General features: G+C 66.8%; 14 protein-coding genes and 1 riboswitch. Of the genes, 11 read left to right on the top strand and 3 right to left on the bottom strand.

Annotated features, from left to right (window positions below; translation table 11 throughout):
- The 5 genes from ACQ5DX_RS02280 to metE all read left to right on the top strand — a co-directional run bounded on the left by ACQ5DX_RS02280 (position 1) and on the right by metE (position 7909).
- The gene (locus tag ACQ5DX_RS02280) at positions 1 to 1236 is read left to right on the top strand and encodes a cytochrome P450 (RefSeq protein WP_430331073.1); all 1236 of its coding nucleotides are present in this window, start codon (positions 1 to 3) and stop codon (positions 1234 to 1236) included.
- Positions 1237 to 1246: 10 nt separating this feature from the next.
- The gene (locus ACQ5DX_RS02275; protein WP_430331072.1) at positions 1247 to 2392 is read left to right on the top strand and encodes a phosphotransferase family protein; all 1146 of its coding nucleotides are present in this window, start codon (positions 1247 to 1249) and stop codon (positions 2390 to 2392) included.
- Between the two features lie 47 nt (positions 2393 to 2439).
- The gene (locus ACQ5DX_RS02270) at positions 2440 to 3489 is read left to right on the top strand and encodes a hypothetical protein (protein ID WP_430335520.1); all 1050 of its coding nucleotides are present in this window, start codon (positions 2440 to 2442) and stop codon (positions 3487 to 3489) included.
- A 44-nt stretch (positions 3490 to 3533) separates the two neighbouring features.
- Positions 3534 to 5144 carry an ABC transporter substrate-binding protein gene (locus tag ACQ5DX_RS02265; RefSeq protein ID WP_430331071.1) on the top strand — a complete coding sequence of 537 codons (1611 nt, stop codon included), beginning with the start codon at positions 3534 to 3536 and terminating at the stop codon, positions 5142 to 5144.
- A 185-nt stretch (positions 5145 to 5329) separates the two neighbouring features.
- A riboswitch (cobalamin riboswitch) is annotated at positions 5330 to 5478 on the top strand.
- 169 nt (positions 5479 to 5647) lie between these two features.
- Complete coding sequence (metE, locus tag ACQ5DX_RS02260) at positions 5648 to 7909, top strand: 5-methyltetrahydropteroyltriglutamate--homocysteine S-methyltransferase (protein ID WP_430331070.1); 2262 nt, start codon at positions 5648 to 5650, stop codon at positions 7907 to 7909.
- On the opposite strand, the gene ACQ5DX_RS02255 is transcribed toward metE, so the two are convergent.
- On the bottom strand, positions 7906 to 8814 hold the full coding sequence (locus ACQ5DX_RS02255) for a LysR family transcriptional regulator (RefSeq protein ID WP_430331069.1): 909 nt from the start codon (positions 8812 to 8814) through the stop codon (positions 7906 to 7908). The genes metE and ACQ5DX_RS02255 overlap by 4 nt on opposite strands.
- 101 nt (positions 8815 to 8915) lie before the next feature.
- On the opposite strand from ACQ5DX_RS02255, the gene ACQ5DX_RS02250 reads away from it, so the two are divergent.
- Positions 8916 to 9968, top strand: coding sequence for a YeiH family protein (locus ACQ5DX_RS02250; RefSeq protein ID WP_430331068.1), 1053 nt, complete (start codon positions 8916 to 8918; stop codon positions 9966 to 9968).
- Between the two features lie 14 nt (positions 9969 to 9982).
- Here ACQ5DX_RS02250 and ACQ5DX_RS02245 read toward each other — a convergent pair whose 3' ends face one another.
- Positions 9983 to 10993, bottom strand: a complete 1011-nt coding sequence (locus tag ACQ5DX_RS02245; RefSeq protein WP_430331067.1) for an NAD(P)-dependent oxidoreductase — start codon at positions 10991 to 10993, stop codon at positions 9983 to 9985.
- Between the two features lie 374 nt (positions 10994 to 11367).
- On the opposite strand from ACQ5DX_RS02245, the gene ACQ5DX_RS02240 reads away from it, so the two are divergent.
- Complete coding sequence (locus ACQ5DX_RS02240) at positions 11368 to 11709, top strand: hypothetical protein (protein ID WP_430331066.1); 342 nt, start codon at positions 11368 to 11370, stop codon at positions 11707 to 11709.
- A 72-nt stretch (positions 11710 to 11781) separates the two neighbouring features.
- On the top strand, positions 11782 to 11979 hold the full coding sequence (locus ACQ5DX_RS02235) for a hypothetical protein (protein WP_430331065.1): 198 nt from the start codon (positions 11782 to 11784) through the stop codon (positions 11977 to 11979).
- A 73-nt stretch (positions 11980 to 12052) separates the two neighbouring features.
- Here ACQ5DX_RS02235 and ACQ5DX_RS02230 read toward each other — a convergent pair whose 3' ends face one another.
- Positions 12053 to 13477 carry a short-chain fatty acyl-CoA regulator family protein gene (locus ACQ5DX_RS02230; RefSeq protein ID WP_430331064.1) on the bottom strand — a complete coding sequence of 475 codons (1425 nt, stop codon included), beginning with the start codon at positions 13475 to 13477 and terminating at the stop codon, positions 12053 to 12055.
- A gap of 237 nt (positions 13478 to 13714) precedes the next feature.
- Here ACQ5DX_RS02230 and prpD point away from each other — a divergent pair, with 237 nt between their 5' ends.
- Genes prpD through ACQ5DX_RS02215 form a run of 3 tightly spaced genes read left to right on the top strand, consistent with a single transcriptional unit; the run spans position 13715 to position 17251 of the window.
- The gene (gene prpD / locus ACQ5DX_RS02225; RefSeq protein WP_430331063.1) at positions 13715 to 15217 is read left to right on the top strand and encodes a 2-methylcitrate dehydratase PrpD; all 1503 of its coding nucleotides are present in this window, start codon (positions 13715 to 13717) and stop codon (positions 15215 to 15217) included.
- 1 nt (position 15218) lies between these two features.
- Complete coding sequence (gene prpB / locus ACQ5DX_RS02220) at positions 15219 to 16133, top strand: methylisocitrate lyase (RefSeq protein WP_430331062.1); 915 nt, start codon at positions 15219 to 15221, stop codon at positions 16131 to 16133.
- On the top strand, positions 16130 to 17251 hold the full coding sequence (locus tag ACQ5DX_RS02215) for a bifunctional 2-methylcitrate synthase/citrate synthase (protein WP_430331061.1): 1122 nt from the start codon (positions 16130 to 16132) through the stop codon (positions 17249 to 17251). The genes prpB and ACQ5DX_RS02215 overlap by 4 nt, the downstream gene beginning before the upstream one ends.
- Positions 17252 to 17353: the final 102 nt, after the last annotated feature.

Genomic DNA, 17353 nt, shown 5'->3' with positions numbered 1-17353 from the left:
GTGGAGCTACCCGAGGGAATCGACTTCACCGATGCTTCGACGTTCGAGAGCGGAATCCCGCACGATCTGTTCGCCGAATTGCGCCGCTCGGCGCCGATCTGGTGGAACCCGCAGCGCCGGGGCGCCGCCGGCTACGACGACGACGGATTCTGGGTCTTCTCGACGCACGAACTGGTGCAGGAAGTCTCCCGTCGCAACGATGTCTTCTCCTCGTGGCAGAACACCGCCATGGTCCGCCACGCGGACGATGCACCCCGCGAGCAGATCGAGGTCCAACGAGCGATCATGCTCAACAAGGACGAACCCGAACACACCGTCCTTCGACGCATCGTCACACGCGGATTCACCCCGCGAGCGATAGGCGGACTGCGCTCGGCACTGGCTGCGCGCGCCCGAGAAATCGCCCAGACCGCGGCCTCCCTGGGCCACGGAAACTTCGTCGAACAGGCCGCGTGCGAGCTGCCCCTGCAGGCGATCGCCGATCTTCTCGGTGTCCCGCAGGAGGATCGGCTCAAACTCTTCGACTGGTCCAACCGGATGACCAGCGGCGACGAACTCGACGCCGGCGACGATCCGCTCGTCGCGATCGGGGAGATCATGGCGTACGCGTACGCCATGGCCACCGAACGTCGCGCACGTCCGGCCGACGACATCGTCACCAAACTCGTTCAGGCACAGATGGAGGACGGCGCACTCACCCCCGAGGAATTCGCGTACTTCGTGATCCTGCTGGTCGTGGCGGGCAGCGAGACCACCCGGAACTCCATCACCCACGGCCTGATCGCGTTCCACGACAACCCCGACCAGTGGACCCTGTACAAGCGCGAACGACCCACGACGGCGGTCGACGAGATCATCCGCTGGGCAAGCCCGGTCATGTCATTCCAGCGGACCGCGCTCTGCGACACCGAACTCGGCGGCCAGGCGATCCGCACGGGCGATCGCGTCGTGATGCTCTACGCATCGGCGAACTACGACGAGAACGTCTTCACCGACCCGCACCGGTTCGACATCACCCGATCCCCCAACCCGCACCTGGCATTCGGCGGAACCGGCGTGCACTACTGCCTCGGCGCCAACCTCGCGCGCCTCCAGATCGAATTGATGTTCGACGCCATCGCCGATCACCTGCCCGACATCACGATCCTCGGGCCACCCGTCCGGATGCGCTCGGCCTGGCTCAACAGCATCAAGGCACTGCCCGTCGACTACGGAACCTGTCCGGTGGCGCACTGAAAGGAAGCCGATGACTACTCGTTCGACAGTGCCGCGGGGAGTGAACACCGAGGTCACGACGACCGCGACCGACGTCGCCGCCCTCCAGCGCAATCTCGAGCGGTGGATCCGGATCCGGCTCGGGACGCCGACCGCCCGGGTGTCCCACCTGCGCAAGCCGTCCGAGTCCGGGATGTCGAGCATCTCGGTGCTCTTCGCCGTCGACTGGGACGAGGACGGAGTGCCGCAGCGGGCCGACCTGGTCGCCCGGCTCGTCCCCGAGGCCACTGCCCTCCCCGTCTTCCCGGGATACGACCTCGAACGTCAGGCCGCGGTAATGCGTACGGTCGCGGCTCACAGCACGGTGCCGGTCCCCCGTGTCCGGTGGATCGAATCTTCTCCCGAGGTCCTCGGTCGACCGTTCGTCGTCATGGACCGCGTCGACGGCCTCGTTCCGCCCGACAACCCCCCGTATGTCTTCGGCGGCTGGCTGCTGGACGCGACCAATGCACAGCGAAATCTACTGCAGCGCAAATCTGTCGAGGCCCTGGCTGAGATCCACTCGGTCCCCGTTCCCGCCGTGCTGCTTCCCGAGCCTGCACCGGGATCGGCGAACGATTCACTGCGGCGGCATGTCGAATCCGAGCGCGCGTACTACGAGTGGACGCGCAACGAGGGCGGCCTCCGGATCCCGCTGCTCGATCGAGGCTTCGAGTGGCTCGCGGACAACTGGCCGAAGTCCCCCTCCACACCCGTGCTGTGCTGGGGCGACTCGCGAATCGGAAACATCATCTACCGCGACTACGAGCCGGCGGCCGTACTCGACTGGGAGATGGCGACGTTCGCGCCGCGGGAACTGGATGTCGCGTGGTTCGTCTTCTTCCACCGCATGTTCCAGGACATGGCAGAGCAGTTCGATCGTCCCGGCTTACCCGGCTTCGCACGCCGGTCGGACGTCGTCGATCTGTACGAAGCGGCCTCCGGCGTCGATCTGCGGGACCTCGACTTCTACCTCGTCTACGCCGCCCTCCGGAACGGGATCATCTTCGCCCGCATCAAGCAGCGATCCGTCCACTTCGGAGACACCCCTGCACCACAGAACCCCGACGAGTACGTACTGCACCACCGGATGCTCAGCCGTCTGCTCGACGGCAACTACGACTGGGAGGCCAAGTGAACCCCGATCCGCTCGACGAATACCCGATTCATCAGTCTCCCCTGTCGATGGCACGGGTCGATACCAGCGACCGAAACTTCTACGACCGCTACTACTTCAACGGCCACGACCGCACCGGCGACATCTTCGTCGTCAGCGGCTTCGGCGTGTACCCGAACCTCGGTGTCCGCGACGCATTCGTCAGTGTCCGTCGTGGCGACACGCAGCGCTCGGTCCGATTCTCCGACGCGATCGACGCCCGGTCGATCGAGCCGCAGGTCGGCGGGTACCGCATCGAGGTGATCAAACCGCTGCAGACGATCCGGGTGATCTGCGACCACCCCGACCTGTCGGCAGACCTGGTGTGGGAAGGCTCGTTCCCGGCCGTGCTCGAGGAACATCACGTGCTCATGGCCGGCCCGCGCCCCTCACTCGACGCCACTCGGTTCGCCCAGGTCGGCAGCTGGTCCGGCACCCTGTCCGTGGACGGCACGGATGTCGTCGTGGACCCCGCCGTCTGGACGGGCAGCCGCGACCGGTCGTGGGGCATCCGGCCCGTCGGTGAGCGCGAACCCCTCGGCCGGATGGCCGACGAACCCGTCGGCGGATTCTGGTGGGCGTACGTGCCGCTGCGCTTCGACGACTACGCCCTGATGATCATCGCGCAGGAGGGCCCGGACGGGCATCGCACCCTCAACCACGCCACACGAACCTTCGCCGACGGCCGCGTCGAACAGCTCGGCTGGCCGCGATTCGAGATCGCCTACCGCAGCGGAACCCGCACCCCGGAGTCGGTGCGAATCCACCTCACGACGCCGGCAGGCGAGCCGCTGGTGGTCGACATCGAGCCACGCGGCTTCGTCGTACTGCAGATCGGATCCGGCTACGGCAGCGACCCGGAATGGAACCACGGGCAGTGGCGAGGCCGAGGCTGGAGCGCGTCGAGCCTCTACGACCTCACCGATCCCGCTCTCGCCCCGAGGATTCCGCACGGGACCGTCGAACACATCGCCCGCGCGACGTGTGGCGGCGACGAGGGTTGGGGAATGTTCGAGCACGGCGTCGCCGGCCGCCACGATCCGTCGGGATTCCGCGACGGGCGGGCGATGGCGCCCTAGTTCTCACTCCGGATTCGACTGTCTCTGAACGGAAGAAGGTTCGAATGAAGCGATCGTCCCTGGTGCGGGCCGGCACCGTGTTGACCGCGCTGGCCACCGTCACGACGCTCCTGGCCGCGTGTGCGGAAAGCTCGGGTTCGGCGACCGACGCCTCCGAGGTCACGACGGGTCTGGTCGGTGACCAGTCCGATGGGGGCGAGCCGACCTCGGGCGGCACGCTGTCCTATGCGACGTACAACGGTGTGAGCAGCCTCGATCCGGCGGATCGGCAGGACGGCGGTGCGACCGGTGGCAGCGAGATGGCGGCAATCTACGACCTGCTGATGCGCTACGACACGGCCTCGAAGGCGTACCAACCGCAACTGGCCCAGTCACTGACCCCGAACGCGGACAACACCGTCTGGACGCTGAAACTGCGGGACGGGGCGAAGTTCAGCGACGGCACGCCGGTGGACGCCGCGGCGGTGCAGTGGAGCATCAACCACTACCTCGAGAAGAAGGGCACCCACACCCAGGTGTGGACGGTGTCGGTTGCCGACGTCGCCTCGCCGGATCCGTCGACGGTCGTGTTCACGCTGAAGCAGCCGTGGAACGAGTTCCCGATCCTGTTCACCACCGGCCCGGGCATGATCGTGGCCCCGTCGTCGACGGCGTCGGGCACCTTCACCCCGATCGGTGCGGGCCCGTTCACCGTCGAGAAGTTCGCGTCGCAGGACGAACTCGTCCTCGCAGCCAACCCCGGCTACTGGAACGGCAAGCCGCACCTCGACAAGCTCCGGTTCCCGGCCATCGTGGGCGAGCAGGCCAAGCTCGACGCCCTGCACACCGGCGGCATCCAGGCCGCTTACCTGCGTGCCGCCGACATCGTCCACAACGCACTGGAAGCCGGCGACGTCGGCTACGTCTACACGGTCAGCATGGGCAGCGTGCAGGCCCTGAACCAGCGTGAGGGCCGGGCGGCGTCCGATCCCCGGGTCCGCGACGCCATCGTCGCGGCACTGAACCCGGAGACGTTCGACGAGCGCGGTGAGGGCGGATTCGGCATGCCCGGCACCGACATGTTCCAGTCGTGGTCGCAGTGGCACGGCGACGTGGCGGGACAGACGTTCGATCCAGCGAAGGCCGAGAAGTTGGTCGCCGAGGCGAAGGCCGACGGCTACGACGGCAAGCTCACCTACGCCGGTCTCAACGAACCCGGCGCACAGCGTCGGGCGCTGGCGATCCAGTCGATGCTGCAGGCGGTCGGCTTCACCGTCGACATCGTCTACAACACCGGCATCAACGATCTGGTCAAGATGATGTACGTCAAGCACGATTTCGATCTGGGCGAGTCCGGATTCAACGTCCTCGACGAGTCCCCGTTCATGCGCATGTACGGCAACCTCGCCAGCACGTCGACGTCCAACGTCCTCGGGTACCAGAACCCGGAGATGGATGCCCTGCTCGGCAAGCTGCAGACCGCGTCGAGCGACGACGACCGCAGCAAGGTTCTCGAGGAGATCCAGACCCTCGTGAACGCGACCAACCCGATGATGGTGATGGGCGCGGGCAAGTACTTCATCCCGTGGAGCAAGACCGCACACGGCATCACGCCGAGCGCGGACGGCATCATGCTGTTCGGAAATGCTTGGCTCACTTCGGATTCGAATCCGTAAGATCCAGCATTCGAACCAACCGCTCCGTCTTCGATCGGGCGGGCCCGGTCGGGCCCGCCCGATTGTGCTTTCCCGAGGGCTTATGCTGGACGGTGCAGCTGGTTCGCCTGGCGCGGTCGTGAGGAGCCCCGAAGACCGCCGCCCGGCGTCGAAGCACCCGTGGTCGTGAGGCCGCCGGGTGTGAGAGGGAACCCGGTGGAAATCCGGGACTGTCCCGCAGCGGTGAGTGGGAACGACCACCGTCACACGCACTGGACCGACAGGTCTGGGAAGCGACGGCCAGTAGGTTCCGGCGGGTGCGAGCCCGCCCGAGCGCCCACGAGTCCGAAGACCTGCCGACTGTGTCGGGCACGCCGTGTCCGACGGTCCACCGCCTCGTGGAAAAGGCGAGATGGGCGATGCTCGGTATTTCGTGCTGCCCGCTGGCGGGCGCACACCAGGGGCTCGTTCTGTTCTCGTCTGCCGGCGGTGACCATCCACGCTGTGAGCAACTGGAGAACACCGTGACATCCGCTTTCACCGCAACCGTGTTGGGCTCCCCGCGCATCGGGCCCCGTCGCGAACTGAAGAAGGCCGTCGAGTCCTATTGGGCCGGGAACGTCGACGCCGCCGCACTCGAGTCGGTCGGGAAGGATCTGCGTCGGCAGACGTGGACCGAACTGGTCGACGCCGGTATCGACTCGGTCCCGGTCAACACCTTCTCGTACTACGACCAGATGCTCGACACCGCCGTCATGCTCGGCGCGCTGCCCGAGCGGGTCGCCGGAATCGAGAACGACCTGGATCGGTACTTCGCGGCGGCCCGCGGCACCGCCCAGGTGACACCGCTCGAGATGACGAAGTGGTTCGACACCAACTACCACTACCTGGTCCCCGAGATCACCTCGGCGACCGCGTTCACGCTGCACCCGGCGAAGGTGCTCGGCGAGATCGACGAGGCACGCGCGCTCGACGTCCCGGCGCGCCCGGTCGTCATCGGACCCGTGACCTTCCTGCTGCTGTCGAAGTTCGAGAACGGATCCCCGCTGGATCGACTCGACGAGCTGGTTCCGCTGTACGCGGACCTGCTGGGTCGTCTGGCCGACAAGGGCGTCGACTGGGTCCAGATCGACGAACCGGCGCTGGTCGCCGACCGCACCTCCACCGAACTGGCCGCCGCCCGCTCGGTGTACGACCGACTCGCCGCTCTGACGCATCGCCCCGCGATCCTCGTCGCGTCGTACTTCGGTGATCTCGGCCCGGCACTGCCGATGCTCGTGGAGACCGGGGTCGAGGGCATCGCCGTCGACCTGGTCGCGGGCTCGCTCGATTCGGTCGTCGCGACACCGGGAATCGAGCGCAAGCACATCGTCGCGGGTGTCGTCGACGGCCGGAACATCTGGCGCAACGACCTCGACGGGTCCTTGGATGATCTCGAAACCCTCAGGGAACGAACGGGATCGGTGGCCGTGTCCACGTCGTGCTCGTTGCTGCACGTTCCCTACACGCTCGAGGGCGAGGACGGACTCGACCGCGCGCTGGGCTCGTGGCTGGCGTTCGGTTCCGAGAAGATCCGCGAGGTCGCCACACTCGCCACGGCGCTGCGAGCGGGGCGCGACGCGATCGCCGACGAACTCACCGAGGCCGGTGCCGCGGCGGCAACCCGCGCCGCCGACCCGCGCCTGCACGACGACGCCATCCGGGGCCGCCTCGCGGCCCTCACTGCGACCGACCGCGAGCGCATCCCGGCGGCGGACCGTCGCGTCGTACAGGCGGCCGAACTGTCCCTGCCGCAGTTGCCGACCACGACGATCGGTTCGTACCCGCAGACCACGGCCATCCGCGTGGCACGCGCCGCCCTGCGCAAGGGCGAGATCGATCAGGCCGAGTACGAGCGACGCATGCGTGGCGAGATCGCCGACGTCGTTGCACTGCAGGAGAAGTTGGGCCTGGACGTGCTGGTACACGGCGAGCCGGAACGCAACGACATGGTCCAGTACTTCGCGGAGCAGCTCGACGGGTTCTTCGCGACCGCGAACGGCTGGGTGCAGTCGTACGGCAGCCGCTGCGTCCGCCCGCCGATCCTCTTCGGCGATGTGCGCCGCCGCACGCCGATGACGGTCGATTGGATCTCGTACGCACAGTCTCTGACCGACAAGCCGGTCAAGGGCATGCTCACCGGGCCCGTCACGATCCTGGCATGGTCGTTCGTGCGCGACGACCAGCCACTCGCGGAATCCGCCGACCAGGTCGCCCTCGCGATTCGTGACGAGACCCTCGACCTGGAAGCGGCCGGCACCAAGGTGATCCAGGTGGACGAGCCTGCGTTGCGCGAGTTGCTGCCGCTCCGCAAGGCCGACCAGGCCGCCTACCTGGACTGGGCGGTGGGCGCCTTCCGGCTGGCGACGGCGGGCATCGCGGACACGACGTCGATCCACACCCACCTGTGCTACTCGGAGTTCGGCGAGGTCATCGGAGCCATCGCCGGACTGGACGCGGACGTGACCTCCATCGAGGCTGCGCGCTCGCACATGGAGGTGCTCGACGACCTCAATGCCGTCGGCTTCGACCTCGGTGTCGGCCCCGGCGTCTACGACATCCACTCGCCCCGGGTGCCGTCGGTCGACGAGATCGCCGCGTCGCTGCGGGCAGCACTGAAGGCCGTCCCCTCCGAGCGCCTGTGGGTCAATCCCGACTGCGGTCTCAAGACCCGTGGCCCGGTCGAGGTCGAGGCGTCGCTGCGCAACCTCGTCGAGGCCGCGCAGGTGGTGCGCGCCGAGATCTAGGAGTCGGATCTTCCGAAATCGCGTGCCAGCCGGACCAACTCGTCCGCGGCAGGATGCAGCGGACCCTGGGCGCTCCACACGGCGCGCAGGGTCCGTTCCAGTTCGAGCCCGGCCACTTCGACCACGACGAGGGCACCGGAGGCGACGCTGTCCGCAACGGCGAGCGTGCTCAGCACGGCCGGTCCCACCCCCGCCAGGACGCTGGTCCGGATCGCACCGGAACTGCCGAGTTCCAGGAGCGGGGCGGAACGCGGATAGGGTTCGAGCGCGAGATCAAGCGTCGTCCGCGTGCCCGAACCCGGCTCGCGCACGACCAACGGTGTCATGGCCAGCTCGGACGCGGTGACCGGTCGGGCGCGCGTCACCCACGGATGGCCGGGATGGACGACGACCACCAGACGATCCCGTGCCACGGGAACGCTCTCGAGCTGCTTCGGAATCGTCGGCGACTCGACGAACCCCAGCTCGCACGAGCCGTCGGCGATCTGCTCGAACACGCGCAGCGAGTTCTGCACCTCCAGGTGGATCGTCAATCCCGGGTGCGACTGACGAAAACGCCCCAACCACAAAGGCATCAGATGCTCCGCGACCGTCATGCTGGCGCTCACCCGGAGCCCACGCACCCGCTCCTCCCGCAGCCCGTCGACGATCTCGAGCAGTTTGTCGGTGTCGTCCAGGATCTTTCGAGCCCAGTAGGCCACCACGGTTCCACTCGGCGTGAGGACCGATCCGGTGGTGCTGCGACGCAGCAGCGTCATCCCGAACCGGCGCTCCAGTTGTTTGATGCAGCGACTCGCGTTGGGCTGAGCCATTCCCACGAGGCGGCTCGCAGCGCTGAGACTTCCGCAATCGCCGACATTGACCAACAACTCGAGGGCGGCGTAGTCGAGCGACCGTGGTGACATGCACCGAGTGTAAGGCGGACACAACGGACATATCAATTCGATATGAGGCATTGCTCAAACGGCCCCTACCGACCAAACAATCGTTCGAGGATCGTTGTCGTGTGAAATCCGGACCCGTCGCACAAGACGAACTGACAGCTGCACCCACGCCCCCGTCCGCGGCGGCGCGACTGGACGGCATCGGCGCCTACCTGCCGGGTGTCGCGCTGTCGGCCGGTGTCGCCGCCGTCGCGATGGGCATCAGGCACTTCGTCCCGACACTGAGCCCGCTCCTGGTCGCGATCGTGGTGGGTGCGCTGGTCGCCAACCTGGTCGTGCTGCCCTCCAGCTTCGGCCCCGGAATCACCTTCACCTCCAAGAAGCTCCTCCGCGTCGGAATCGCGCTGCTCGGTTTGCAACTCGTCCTGAGCGACATCCTGGGACTCGGGTGGGGCGTGATCGCCATGGTCGTGGCCATCGTCGTTCTCGGTATCGTCGGAACCATGTTCGTGGGCAGCCTGCTGGGGCTCTCCTGGACCCAACGAGTCCTCATCGCCTGCGGATTCTCGATCTGCGGCGCCGCCGCGGTCGCCGCCGCGGACGGTGTCGTCGAGGCGGAGGAGGAAGAGGTCCTCACCGCCGTGGCGCTGGTCGTGATCTTCGGTACCTTGATGATCCCGGCCATCCCGCTGATCTCGAACGCACTCGGGTTCGACGAAACCGAAGCGGGGCTGTGGGCCGGAGGATCGATCCACGAGGTTGCCCAGGTGGTCGCCGCCGGCGGAATCATCGGTGGTACCGCACTCACCGTCGCGACGATCGTCAAGCTGGCCCGCGTTCTCATGCTCGCCCCGGTGATGGCCGTCCTGAGCGTGAAGCAGCGCCGCCGCACCGTCGAGCAGAGCACCACTTCCAAGCGCCCGCCGCTGGTGCCGTTCTTCGTCGTCGCGTTCCTGGTGTTCGTCGCGATCCGTTCAACGGGAGTCGTTCCGGCGGGCGTGCTTTCGGTCGCGAGTTGGATGCAGACGGCCCTGTTGACGGCCGCGATGTTCGCTCTGGGTGCCGGCGTTCGTGTCGCGACGATCAAGAAGGTCGGCATCAGGCCCTTCATCCTCGCCGCGGCATCGACGGTCTGGGTGGCGACAATCGCCCTCGTCGGGGTCCTGCTGGTCTGACGTCGGAGTCGACGTCACCGGCCGGGTTGCTCACCCAGTCCGGCCCGACGGCGGGTGGCCTCGGTGATCGCGGACCAGTCCTGGTCGGCCTGGCCGTGGGCGAGTGCGTCGAGGAAGAGATCCTCGAGGACACTGCCGAAGGGCAGACCCATGTTCACCTCGTGGGCCTGCGCCAGCGCCAGCCGGACGTCCTTGAGCCCCAACGGGAGCCGAAATCCCGCGGGCTCGTATTCCCGCCGGGCGATCATCGTGCCGTAGCCCTGGTAGACACCTCCGGGGAAGAGACTGTCGTTCATGATCTCCATGAGCAGCGAGGGCGAACCACCGGTCTTCTCGGCGACGGTGGTCGCCTCTGCCATCGCCTGGATCGCGTTTGCGATCAGATAGTTTCCGAGAATCTTCACGACGTTCGCCTGTTTCGGATCGTCTCCGACACGCCAGGTCCGCCGACCGATCACGTCGAGGAGGGGCGTCACCTCGTCGATCGCGCCCGAGTCCCCCGCAGCGAGGACGGTCAGTTGCCCCACCTCCGCCACCTCGGCGCGGCCGAACACCGGCGCGGCCACATAGAAGATGCCCTTCTCGCTCAACCTGGCCTCCGCCACGGCGGACATCCCGGGGCTGACGGTGGCCAGATTGACATGCACCGAGCCGGGTTTCGCGGCTTCCAGCGACGACATCGACAGCACCGAATCCGCAAAGGCCCGATCGTCGGCCAGCGAACTGAACACAACGGACTTGTGCAGCACATCGGAGAGATTCGGCGCCTCGGACGCCCCGTAGTCGACGACGCTCGCGGCCTTGCCCGGACTGCGATTCCACACCGTCACGTCGTAGCCGGCGCGGGCCAGATTGCGCGCCATCGGGCGCCCCATCGTGCCCATGCCCAGAAATCCGATATCCACAGCAGCCTCCGCAGGGAAAGCGCGATCATCCGGTTCGGTCCACTGTAACGCCCGGGGTCCCAGTAGCCGCCGAGCCGTGATTCCTTGCCGGATAGTCCCGATTCGTCGGATACGGTCCATTGATGGGGATGGGGTTTCGCCCGAAGGAACACTGGTAGCTCGTGGCGTTCGGGGTCGCGCTGTGCGTCGGGTCGAGTGGTTGGCTGTCCAGGCTTCCTCTGGGTACGGCCCGAGTTCCTGGACGAATGTCCGTTGTGTTCTGCTGCGGTGGCTGCTTCCCTGTGGCTGCTGCGCGCCCTGACCCACCAGCTTCGCCGCACAGGCGCAACGGCCGCCCATCCCCTCGCCGGGGTGGGCGGCCGTTGGTCGCTGAAAGTCACACTTCTACAACCGTTGACCGGCCGAAACAATGTGCGGGTCTGCCCAACTCGTAACGTCGGCGGCTCCAGTTCCTATAGAAGGACCAACTGAGACTGTTCCGGGGGGGTGTCCGAATGAAGCGGTCAAAGCTCGTTGTGTCTGGTCTGCTGGCTATCGGCATAGGGGTCATGTTGGCTCCGACAGCGAGCGCACAGGACCTCGGCAGCAACTTCGGGCCGTATCAGCCTTGCAGCAACATGTACCGCTTACCGTGGGAACCTGCTTCGCTCACGACCAACGTTGTTCTCAGCCCGTTCGGCACGACGGATATCTATTGCGCGTCAAATCATGGCTTCACCGATACCTATCAGGTTGATCCGCGGGGCAACAAGCACCACATCACTATGGCCAGTGTGAACCTGGGCAGCATCAACCCACCCCTGGGTTTCTACGTGTGGGATCCAGCAACCTTCTGACCAATACATACGGCGACAAGGTGCAGTCGCCAGGCCAACTCGTTCGAGGGCGGCCAACTCGGTAGGAGCGGCATGACCAACCCTTTCAAGTCACGGATGGCCATTCGCGTGATTCTCGGTCTGCTCTCGTGCGCCCAGCTTGGCGTCGCGTTCCATACCCTCTTCTCCGACGCACCGGCCGATTGGGACCTGACGTGGCCGTTGATGCTTCTAATTGCCGCTTGCCTCCTTCAGCTGAGCAATCTCGATCGCCAGAGAGACAAGAAGTAGTCCTTTGTGTCTCCCGGCGGCGCAGGGATCGGATCGCCAACTGTGGCAGACCCCGTGGCAGAACGCGTACTGGTCAGGACGCAGGCGGGTACGGCAGCCGACTGCTGAAGTCGACATCGACACGAACAGGTCGCCCGATCTGGGGAAACGCCCTCTGCGCGCAGTCCGTCCGTTCGCAGATCTTGCATCCGGCCCCGATCGGGACCGGTGACATCTGCTCGTCGAGCCGCAGCCCGCGCGAGTAGACGAGTCGATCGGCGTGCGTGATGTCGCAGCCGAGGCCGACGGCGAAGCTTCGTTCGGGTGTCCCGTACGGGCGGGCACCGTCGTCGGTGGTGCGCGCGATCCACAGGTACGTGCGCCCGTCCGGCATCTGCGACACCTGGGTGAGGATGCGACCTGGGGTGCTGAACGCGTCGTGCACCACCCACAGCGGACAGCTGCCGCCGACTCGCGAGAAGTGGAATGCGGTGGCGGACTGTCGCTTCGAGATGTTTCCTGCCCGATCAGTCCGGACGAAGAAGAAGGGCACTCCCCGGCGGGTGGGACGTTGCATCGTCGACAGGCGGTGACAGACCGTCTCGAACCCCACCTCGAACTGCAGGGCGAGCATCTCGATGTCGTAGTGCAACCGCTCCGCCGCGTCGAGAAACTGGCTGTACGGCAACAACAATGCACCGGCGAAGTAGTTGGCAAGGCCGATCTTCGCAAGCTCGCGCGCGTTCTCGCTGAGGCCCGTCGCCGCTTCCACCTGCTGTTCGATCACCGCAGTCTGCGTGAGAAATGCCAGCTGCGTGGCGATCTGGAACGCACGCTGTCCTGGCGACAGGTGCCGGGACAGCGTGAGGATGCGGTTGGTCGCGTCGTACACCCGCTTGGGACCGGGACGATCGGGCGGATCGGTGCGCAGACGGACGACGATGTCGTGCTCGGACTCGAGCAGCGCCGTCAACTGCGTGTCGAGCGAGCCGATCCGCAGCCCGCTCTCGACGAACAGTCGCTCGGCGGCATCGTCCAGTTCCGCGATGTGATTGTGCCGGTCGTAGAAGAAGTCCCGCACCTCCTCGAACGGCATCGGGACCGCCGAGTCGGTTCCCGCGTCCGCCGGCGCCGCGAGATGCGCGCTGTACTGCTCGAGCTGTTCCGTCGCGGCGAGCAACCGGCGGTGCACGTTGACCAGAGCGTTGCCGATCTCCGGCATCCGCGCGACGAACTCCTCGACGACCGCCGGACTCGGCGACGTCGCTCCGACCGCCGTGAGCACGTCGTGCAGGTCCGCCGCCAGCCGGGCGTCCTCCTCGGCAGCGAAGAACTGCGCGTCGAGATTGAACGTCGCGTTGAGCTTGAGCAAGACCGGAACCGTCAACGGTCGCTGGTCGTTCTCGAGCTGGTTCACATAGCTCGCCGACAGGTCCAGGACCCGCGCCAACTCGAGCTGGGTGAGCCCGCGCTCCTCCCGCAATCTCCGCAGTCGGGGACCGCCGTAGATCTTCTGCATCTTCGCGTCCCTTCGACTCGTACTCCCCCTCCGTCCGCTGTCCACTCAAACACGATCACCGAGATTCGCACCATTCGCAAATCTGGCAGATTCACACCACGAAAATACGCATATTCAGTCGCTTCTCCGGCTGCCGCAGCGTGCATATGCTGCAACTACAGACACGTCGCCCGCCGCATTTCCCGCGGCGCAGCAGATTCAGCAGATCCAGCAGCTTCCATCGAAGGACACACCAAGTTGAAGACGCATTCCGTTCGCACCCGCCGCTCCGCCGAAGAGTTCCCCAAGAGCGAGCACCTGGCGTGGAAGATCGCCGAGGTCGCTACCGATCCGGTCGAGGTGCCCGCCGACACCGCGGAGATGATCATCAACCGGATCATCGACAACGCTGCCGTCGCGGCGGCGTCGGTGACCCGCCGCCCGGTGGCGAACGCGCGCGCCCAGGCTCTGTCGCACCCGTACAACCCGGGATCGACGGTCTTCGGTGTCGGTGGCACCTACTCGCCCGAGTGGGCCGCGTGGGCCAACGGTGTCGCGGTGCGTGAGCTCGACTTCCACGACACGTTCCTGGCGGCGGAGTACTCGCATCCGGGTGACAACATCCCGTCGATCCTGGCGGTCGCGCAGCACACCGGCCGCGACGGCAAGGACCTGATCCGTGGTCTGGCCACCGGCTACGAGATCCAGGTGGACCTGGTGCGCGCAATCTGCCTGCACGAGCACAAGATCGACCACGTCGCGCACCTCGGCCCGTCCGCGGCCGCCGGCATCGGCACCCTGCTGGGGCTCGACACCGAGACCGTCTACCAGGCGATCGGGCAGGCGCTGCACACCACCACCGCGACCCGCCAGTCCCGCAAGGGCGAGATCTCGAGCTGGAAGGCGTACGCGCCGGCGTTCGCCGGGAAGATGGCCGTCGAGGCCGTCGACCGCGCGATGCGGGGCGAGGGCGCACCGTCGCCGATCTGGGAGGGCGAGGACGGCGTCATCGCGTGGCTGCTCGGCGGCCCGAACGCGGAATACGCTGTGCCGCTGCCGGGTCCGGGCGAGGCCAAGCGCGCGATCCTCGACACCTACACCAAGGAGCACTCCGCGGAGTACCAGAGCCAGGCGCCGATCGACCTGGCCCGCCGCATGCGTGAGCGGATCGGCGACCTGGACCAGATCGCGTCGATCGTGCTGCACACCAGCCACCACACCCACGTCGTGATCGGCACCGGCTCGAACGATCCGCAGAAGTTCGATCCGTACGCGAGCCGCGAGACGCTCGACCACTCGGTGATGTACATCTTCGCGGTCGCGCTGCAGGACGGCACGTGGCACCACGAGCGCTCCTACGCCCCCGAGCGTGCGCAGCGCCCGGACACGATCGAGCTGTGGAAGAAGATCTCCACCGCCGAGGATCCGGAGTGGACCCGCCGCTACCACTCGACCGACCCGGACGAGAAGGCGTTCGGCGCCCGCGCCGAGGTCACGTTGAAGAACGGCGAGGTGATCGTCGACGAGCTCGCGATCGCCGACGCGCACCCGCTCGGCGCCCGGCCGTTCGCCCGCGACCAGTACATCGCGAAGTTCCGCACCCTCGCCGAAGGTGTCGTCGACCCGGCCGAGCAGGACCGCTTCCTCGACGCCGCGCAGCGCACCCCGGAGCTGAAGGCCGGTGAGCTGGGCCAGCTCACATTCACCGTCTCGGACGACGTCCTCGCCCGCGCCCCTAAGTCGCCGAAGGGACTGTTCTGACATGTCGGGTCTCATCGCCGCCACCACCCCGGCCGCCGACAAGCGCAAGGCGCTGCGCGCGGGCCTGTCGTCGGGCAAGATCCAGCGCCTGCCCGGTGCGATCAACCCGTTGACCGCCAAGCTGATCCAGGAGATCGGGTTCGAGGGCGTCTACGTCTCCGGCGGAGCGTTCTCCGCCGGACTCGGGCTGCCCGACATCGGACTGACCACGCTCACCGAGGTCGTCGCGCACAGCGGGCAGATCGCCGGCGTCACCGACCTGCCGGTGCTCATCGATGCCGACACCGGCTTCGGTGAACCGATGTCGGCGGCCCGGACCGTCCTCGCCGCCGAGGACGCCGGCATCGCCGGCCTGCATCTCGAGGACCAGGTCAACCCCAAGCGCTGCGGGCACCTCGACGGCAAGGCCATCGTCCCCACCGACGAGATGGTTCGTCGACTGCGCGCCGCCGTCGCCGCACGGCGGGATCCGAACTTCGTGATCTGCGCCCGCACCGACGCCGCCGGGATCGACGGCATCGACGCCGCAATCGAGCGGGCCAAGGCCTACGCGGACGCCGGCGCCGACATGATCTTCACCGAGGCCCTGCACACCGAGGAGGACTTCGCGAAGTTCCGTGCCGCCGTGGACATCCCGCTGCTGGCGAACATGACCGAGTTCGGCAAGTCCAAGCTCATCCCGGCGCAGACCCTCGAGGACATCGGTTACAACGCGGTGATCTACCCGGTCACCACCCTGCGTTTGGCGATGGGCGCCATCGAGCGCGGGCTGCGCGAGATCCACGAGACGGGCACCCAAGAGGGGCAGCTCGATCAGATGCAGACCCGCTCGCGGCTGTACGAACTGCTCGAGTACGAGCGCTACAACGAGTTCGATTCCGGAATCTTCAACTTCACGCTCGGAGGGAACCAATGACGAACGCAGTCCCGACGATCTACAAAGGGCTCGCAGGTGTCGTCGTCGACACCACCGCGATCTCCAAAGTGGTGCCCGAGACGAACTCGCTGACCTACCGCGGCTACGCGGTCCAGGACCTCGCCGAGCACTGCAGCTTCGAGCAGGTCGCCTACCTCCTGTGGAACGGCGACCTGCCCACCGACGCCCAGCTGGAGCTGTTCTGCCAGCGCGAACGAGCGAGCCGCCGCGCCGACCGGTCGCTGCTGTCGCTGGTGGCGAAGATGCCCGACAACTGCCACCCGATGGACGTGGTGCGCACCGCGATCAGCTACCTCGGCGCGGAAGACCCTCAAGAGTCGGACAACTCGCCCGCCGCCAACCGGGAGAAGGCGCTCCGCATGATGGCGGTGCTGCCGACCATCGTCGCCGCCGATCACCGCCGCCGGCACGGCCTCGACCCCATCGCACCGCACAGCCACCTCGGGTTCGCCGAGAACTTCCTCAACATGTGCTTCGGCGAGATCCCGGATGCGGAGATCGTCAAGGCGTTCGAGGTGTCGCTGATCCTGTACGCGGAGCACAGTTTCAACGCCTCGACGTTCGCGGCCCGCGTGGTGACCTCCACGCTGTCGGACATCTACAGCGCCGTCACCGCTGCGATCGGAACCCTCAAGGGCCCGCTGCACGGTGGCGCCAACGAGGCCGTCATGCACGACATGATCGAGATCGGCGAACCCGAGCGTGCCGAGGCTTGGATGCGGGACAAGCTGTCCCGCAAGGAGAAGGTGATGGGCTTCGGGCACCGGGTCTACAAGAACGGCGACTCGCGCGTCCCCACGATGCGCAAGGCGTTCTTCGACGTCGCCGCGAAGACCGGTGGCGACAAGTGGGTCCAGATGTACGAGATCCTCGAGCGCACCATGGGCGAGGCCACCGGCATCAAGCCCAATCTCGACTTCCCCACCGGCCCTGCGTACTACCTCATGGGCTTCGACATCGAGGTCTTCACCCCGATCTTCGTGATGAGCCGCATCACCGGATGGACGGCGCACATCATCGAACAGGGTGAGTCGAACGCCCTGATCCGCCCGCTCAGCGAATACACCGGCGTTCCGCAGCGCTCGGTGGTGGCCTGAGCCCACGAACTGCGCCCCGGGGTTCGGTCGTTGGCATCACCGTCTCCTGTACCCCGGGGCGCTCCCCTTTCTGAATCACCCCGACCCGCGCCGAGATCTCGG

Source organism: Rhodococcus sp. ACT016, from assembly GCF_050477185.1.
GTDB lineage: Bacteria > Actinomycetota > Actinomycetes > Mycobacteriales > Mycobacteriaceae > Prescottella.
This window is presented reverse-complemented; position numbering and strand designations above follow the sequence as displayed.

Excerpts from the sequence above, each read along its gene's own strand:
- ACQ5DX_RS02215 (WP_430331061.1), top strand. The coding sequence starts at position 16,130 with ATGACGAACGCAGTCCCGACGATCTACAAAGGGCTCGCAGGTGTCGTC.
- ACQ5DX_RS02270 (WP_430335520.1), top strand. The coding sequence starts at position 2,440 with ATGGCACGGGTCGATACCAGCGACCGAAACTTCTACGACCGCTACTAC.
- ACQ5DX_RS02275 (WP_430331072.1), top strand. The coding sequence starts at position 1,247 with ATGACTACTCGTTCGACAGTGCCGCGGGGAGTGAACACCGAGGTCACG.
- ACQ5DX_RS02265 (WP_430331071.1), top strand. The coding sequence starts at position 3,534 with ATGAAGCGATCGTCCCTGGTGCGGGCCGGCACCGTGTTGACCGCGCTG.
- ACQ5DX_RS02235 (WP_430331065.1), top strand. The coding sequence starts at position 11,782 with ATGACCAACCCTTTCAAGTCACGGATGGCCATTCGCGTGATTCTCGGT.
- ACQ5DX_RS02230 (WP_430331064.1), bottom strand. The coding sequence starts at position 13,477 with ATGCAGAAGATCTACGGCGGTCCCCGACTGCGGAGATTGCGGGAGGAG.
- prpB (WP_430331062.1), top strand. The coding sequence starts at position 15,219 with ATGTCGGGTCTCATCGCCGCCACCACCCCGGCCGCCGACAAGCGCAAG.
- ACQ5DX_RS02255 (WP_430331069.1), bottom strand. The coding sequence starts at position 8,814 with ATGTCACCACGGTCGCTCGACTACGCCGCCCTCGAGTTGTTGGTCAAT.
- ACQ5DX_RS02240 (WP_430331066.1), top strand. The coding sequence starts at position 11,368 with ATGAAGCGGTCAAAGCTCGTTGTGTCTGGTCTGCTGGCTATCGGCATA.
- ACQ5DX_RS02245 (WP_430331067.1), bottom strand. The coding sequence starts at position 10,993 with ATGGACCGTATCCGACGAATCGGGACTATCCGGCAAGGAATCACGGCT.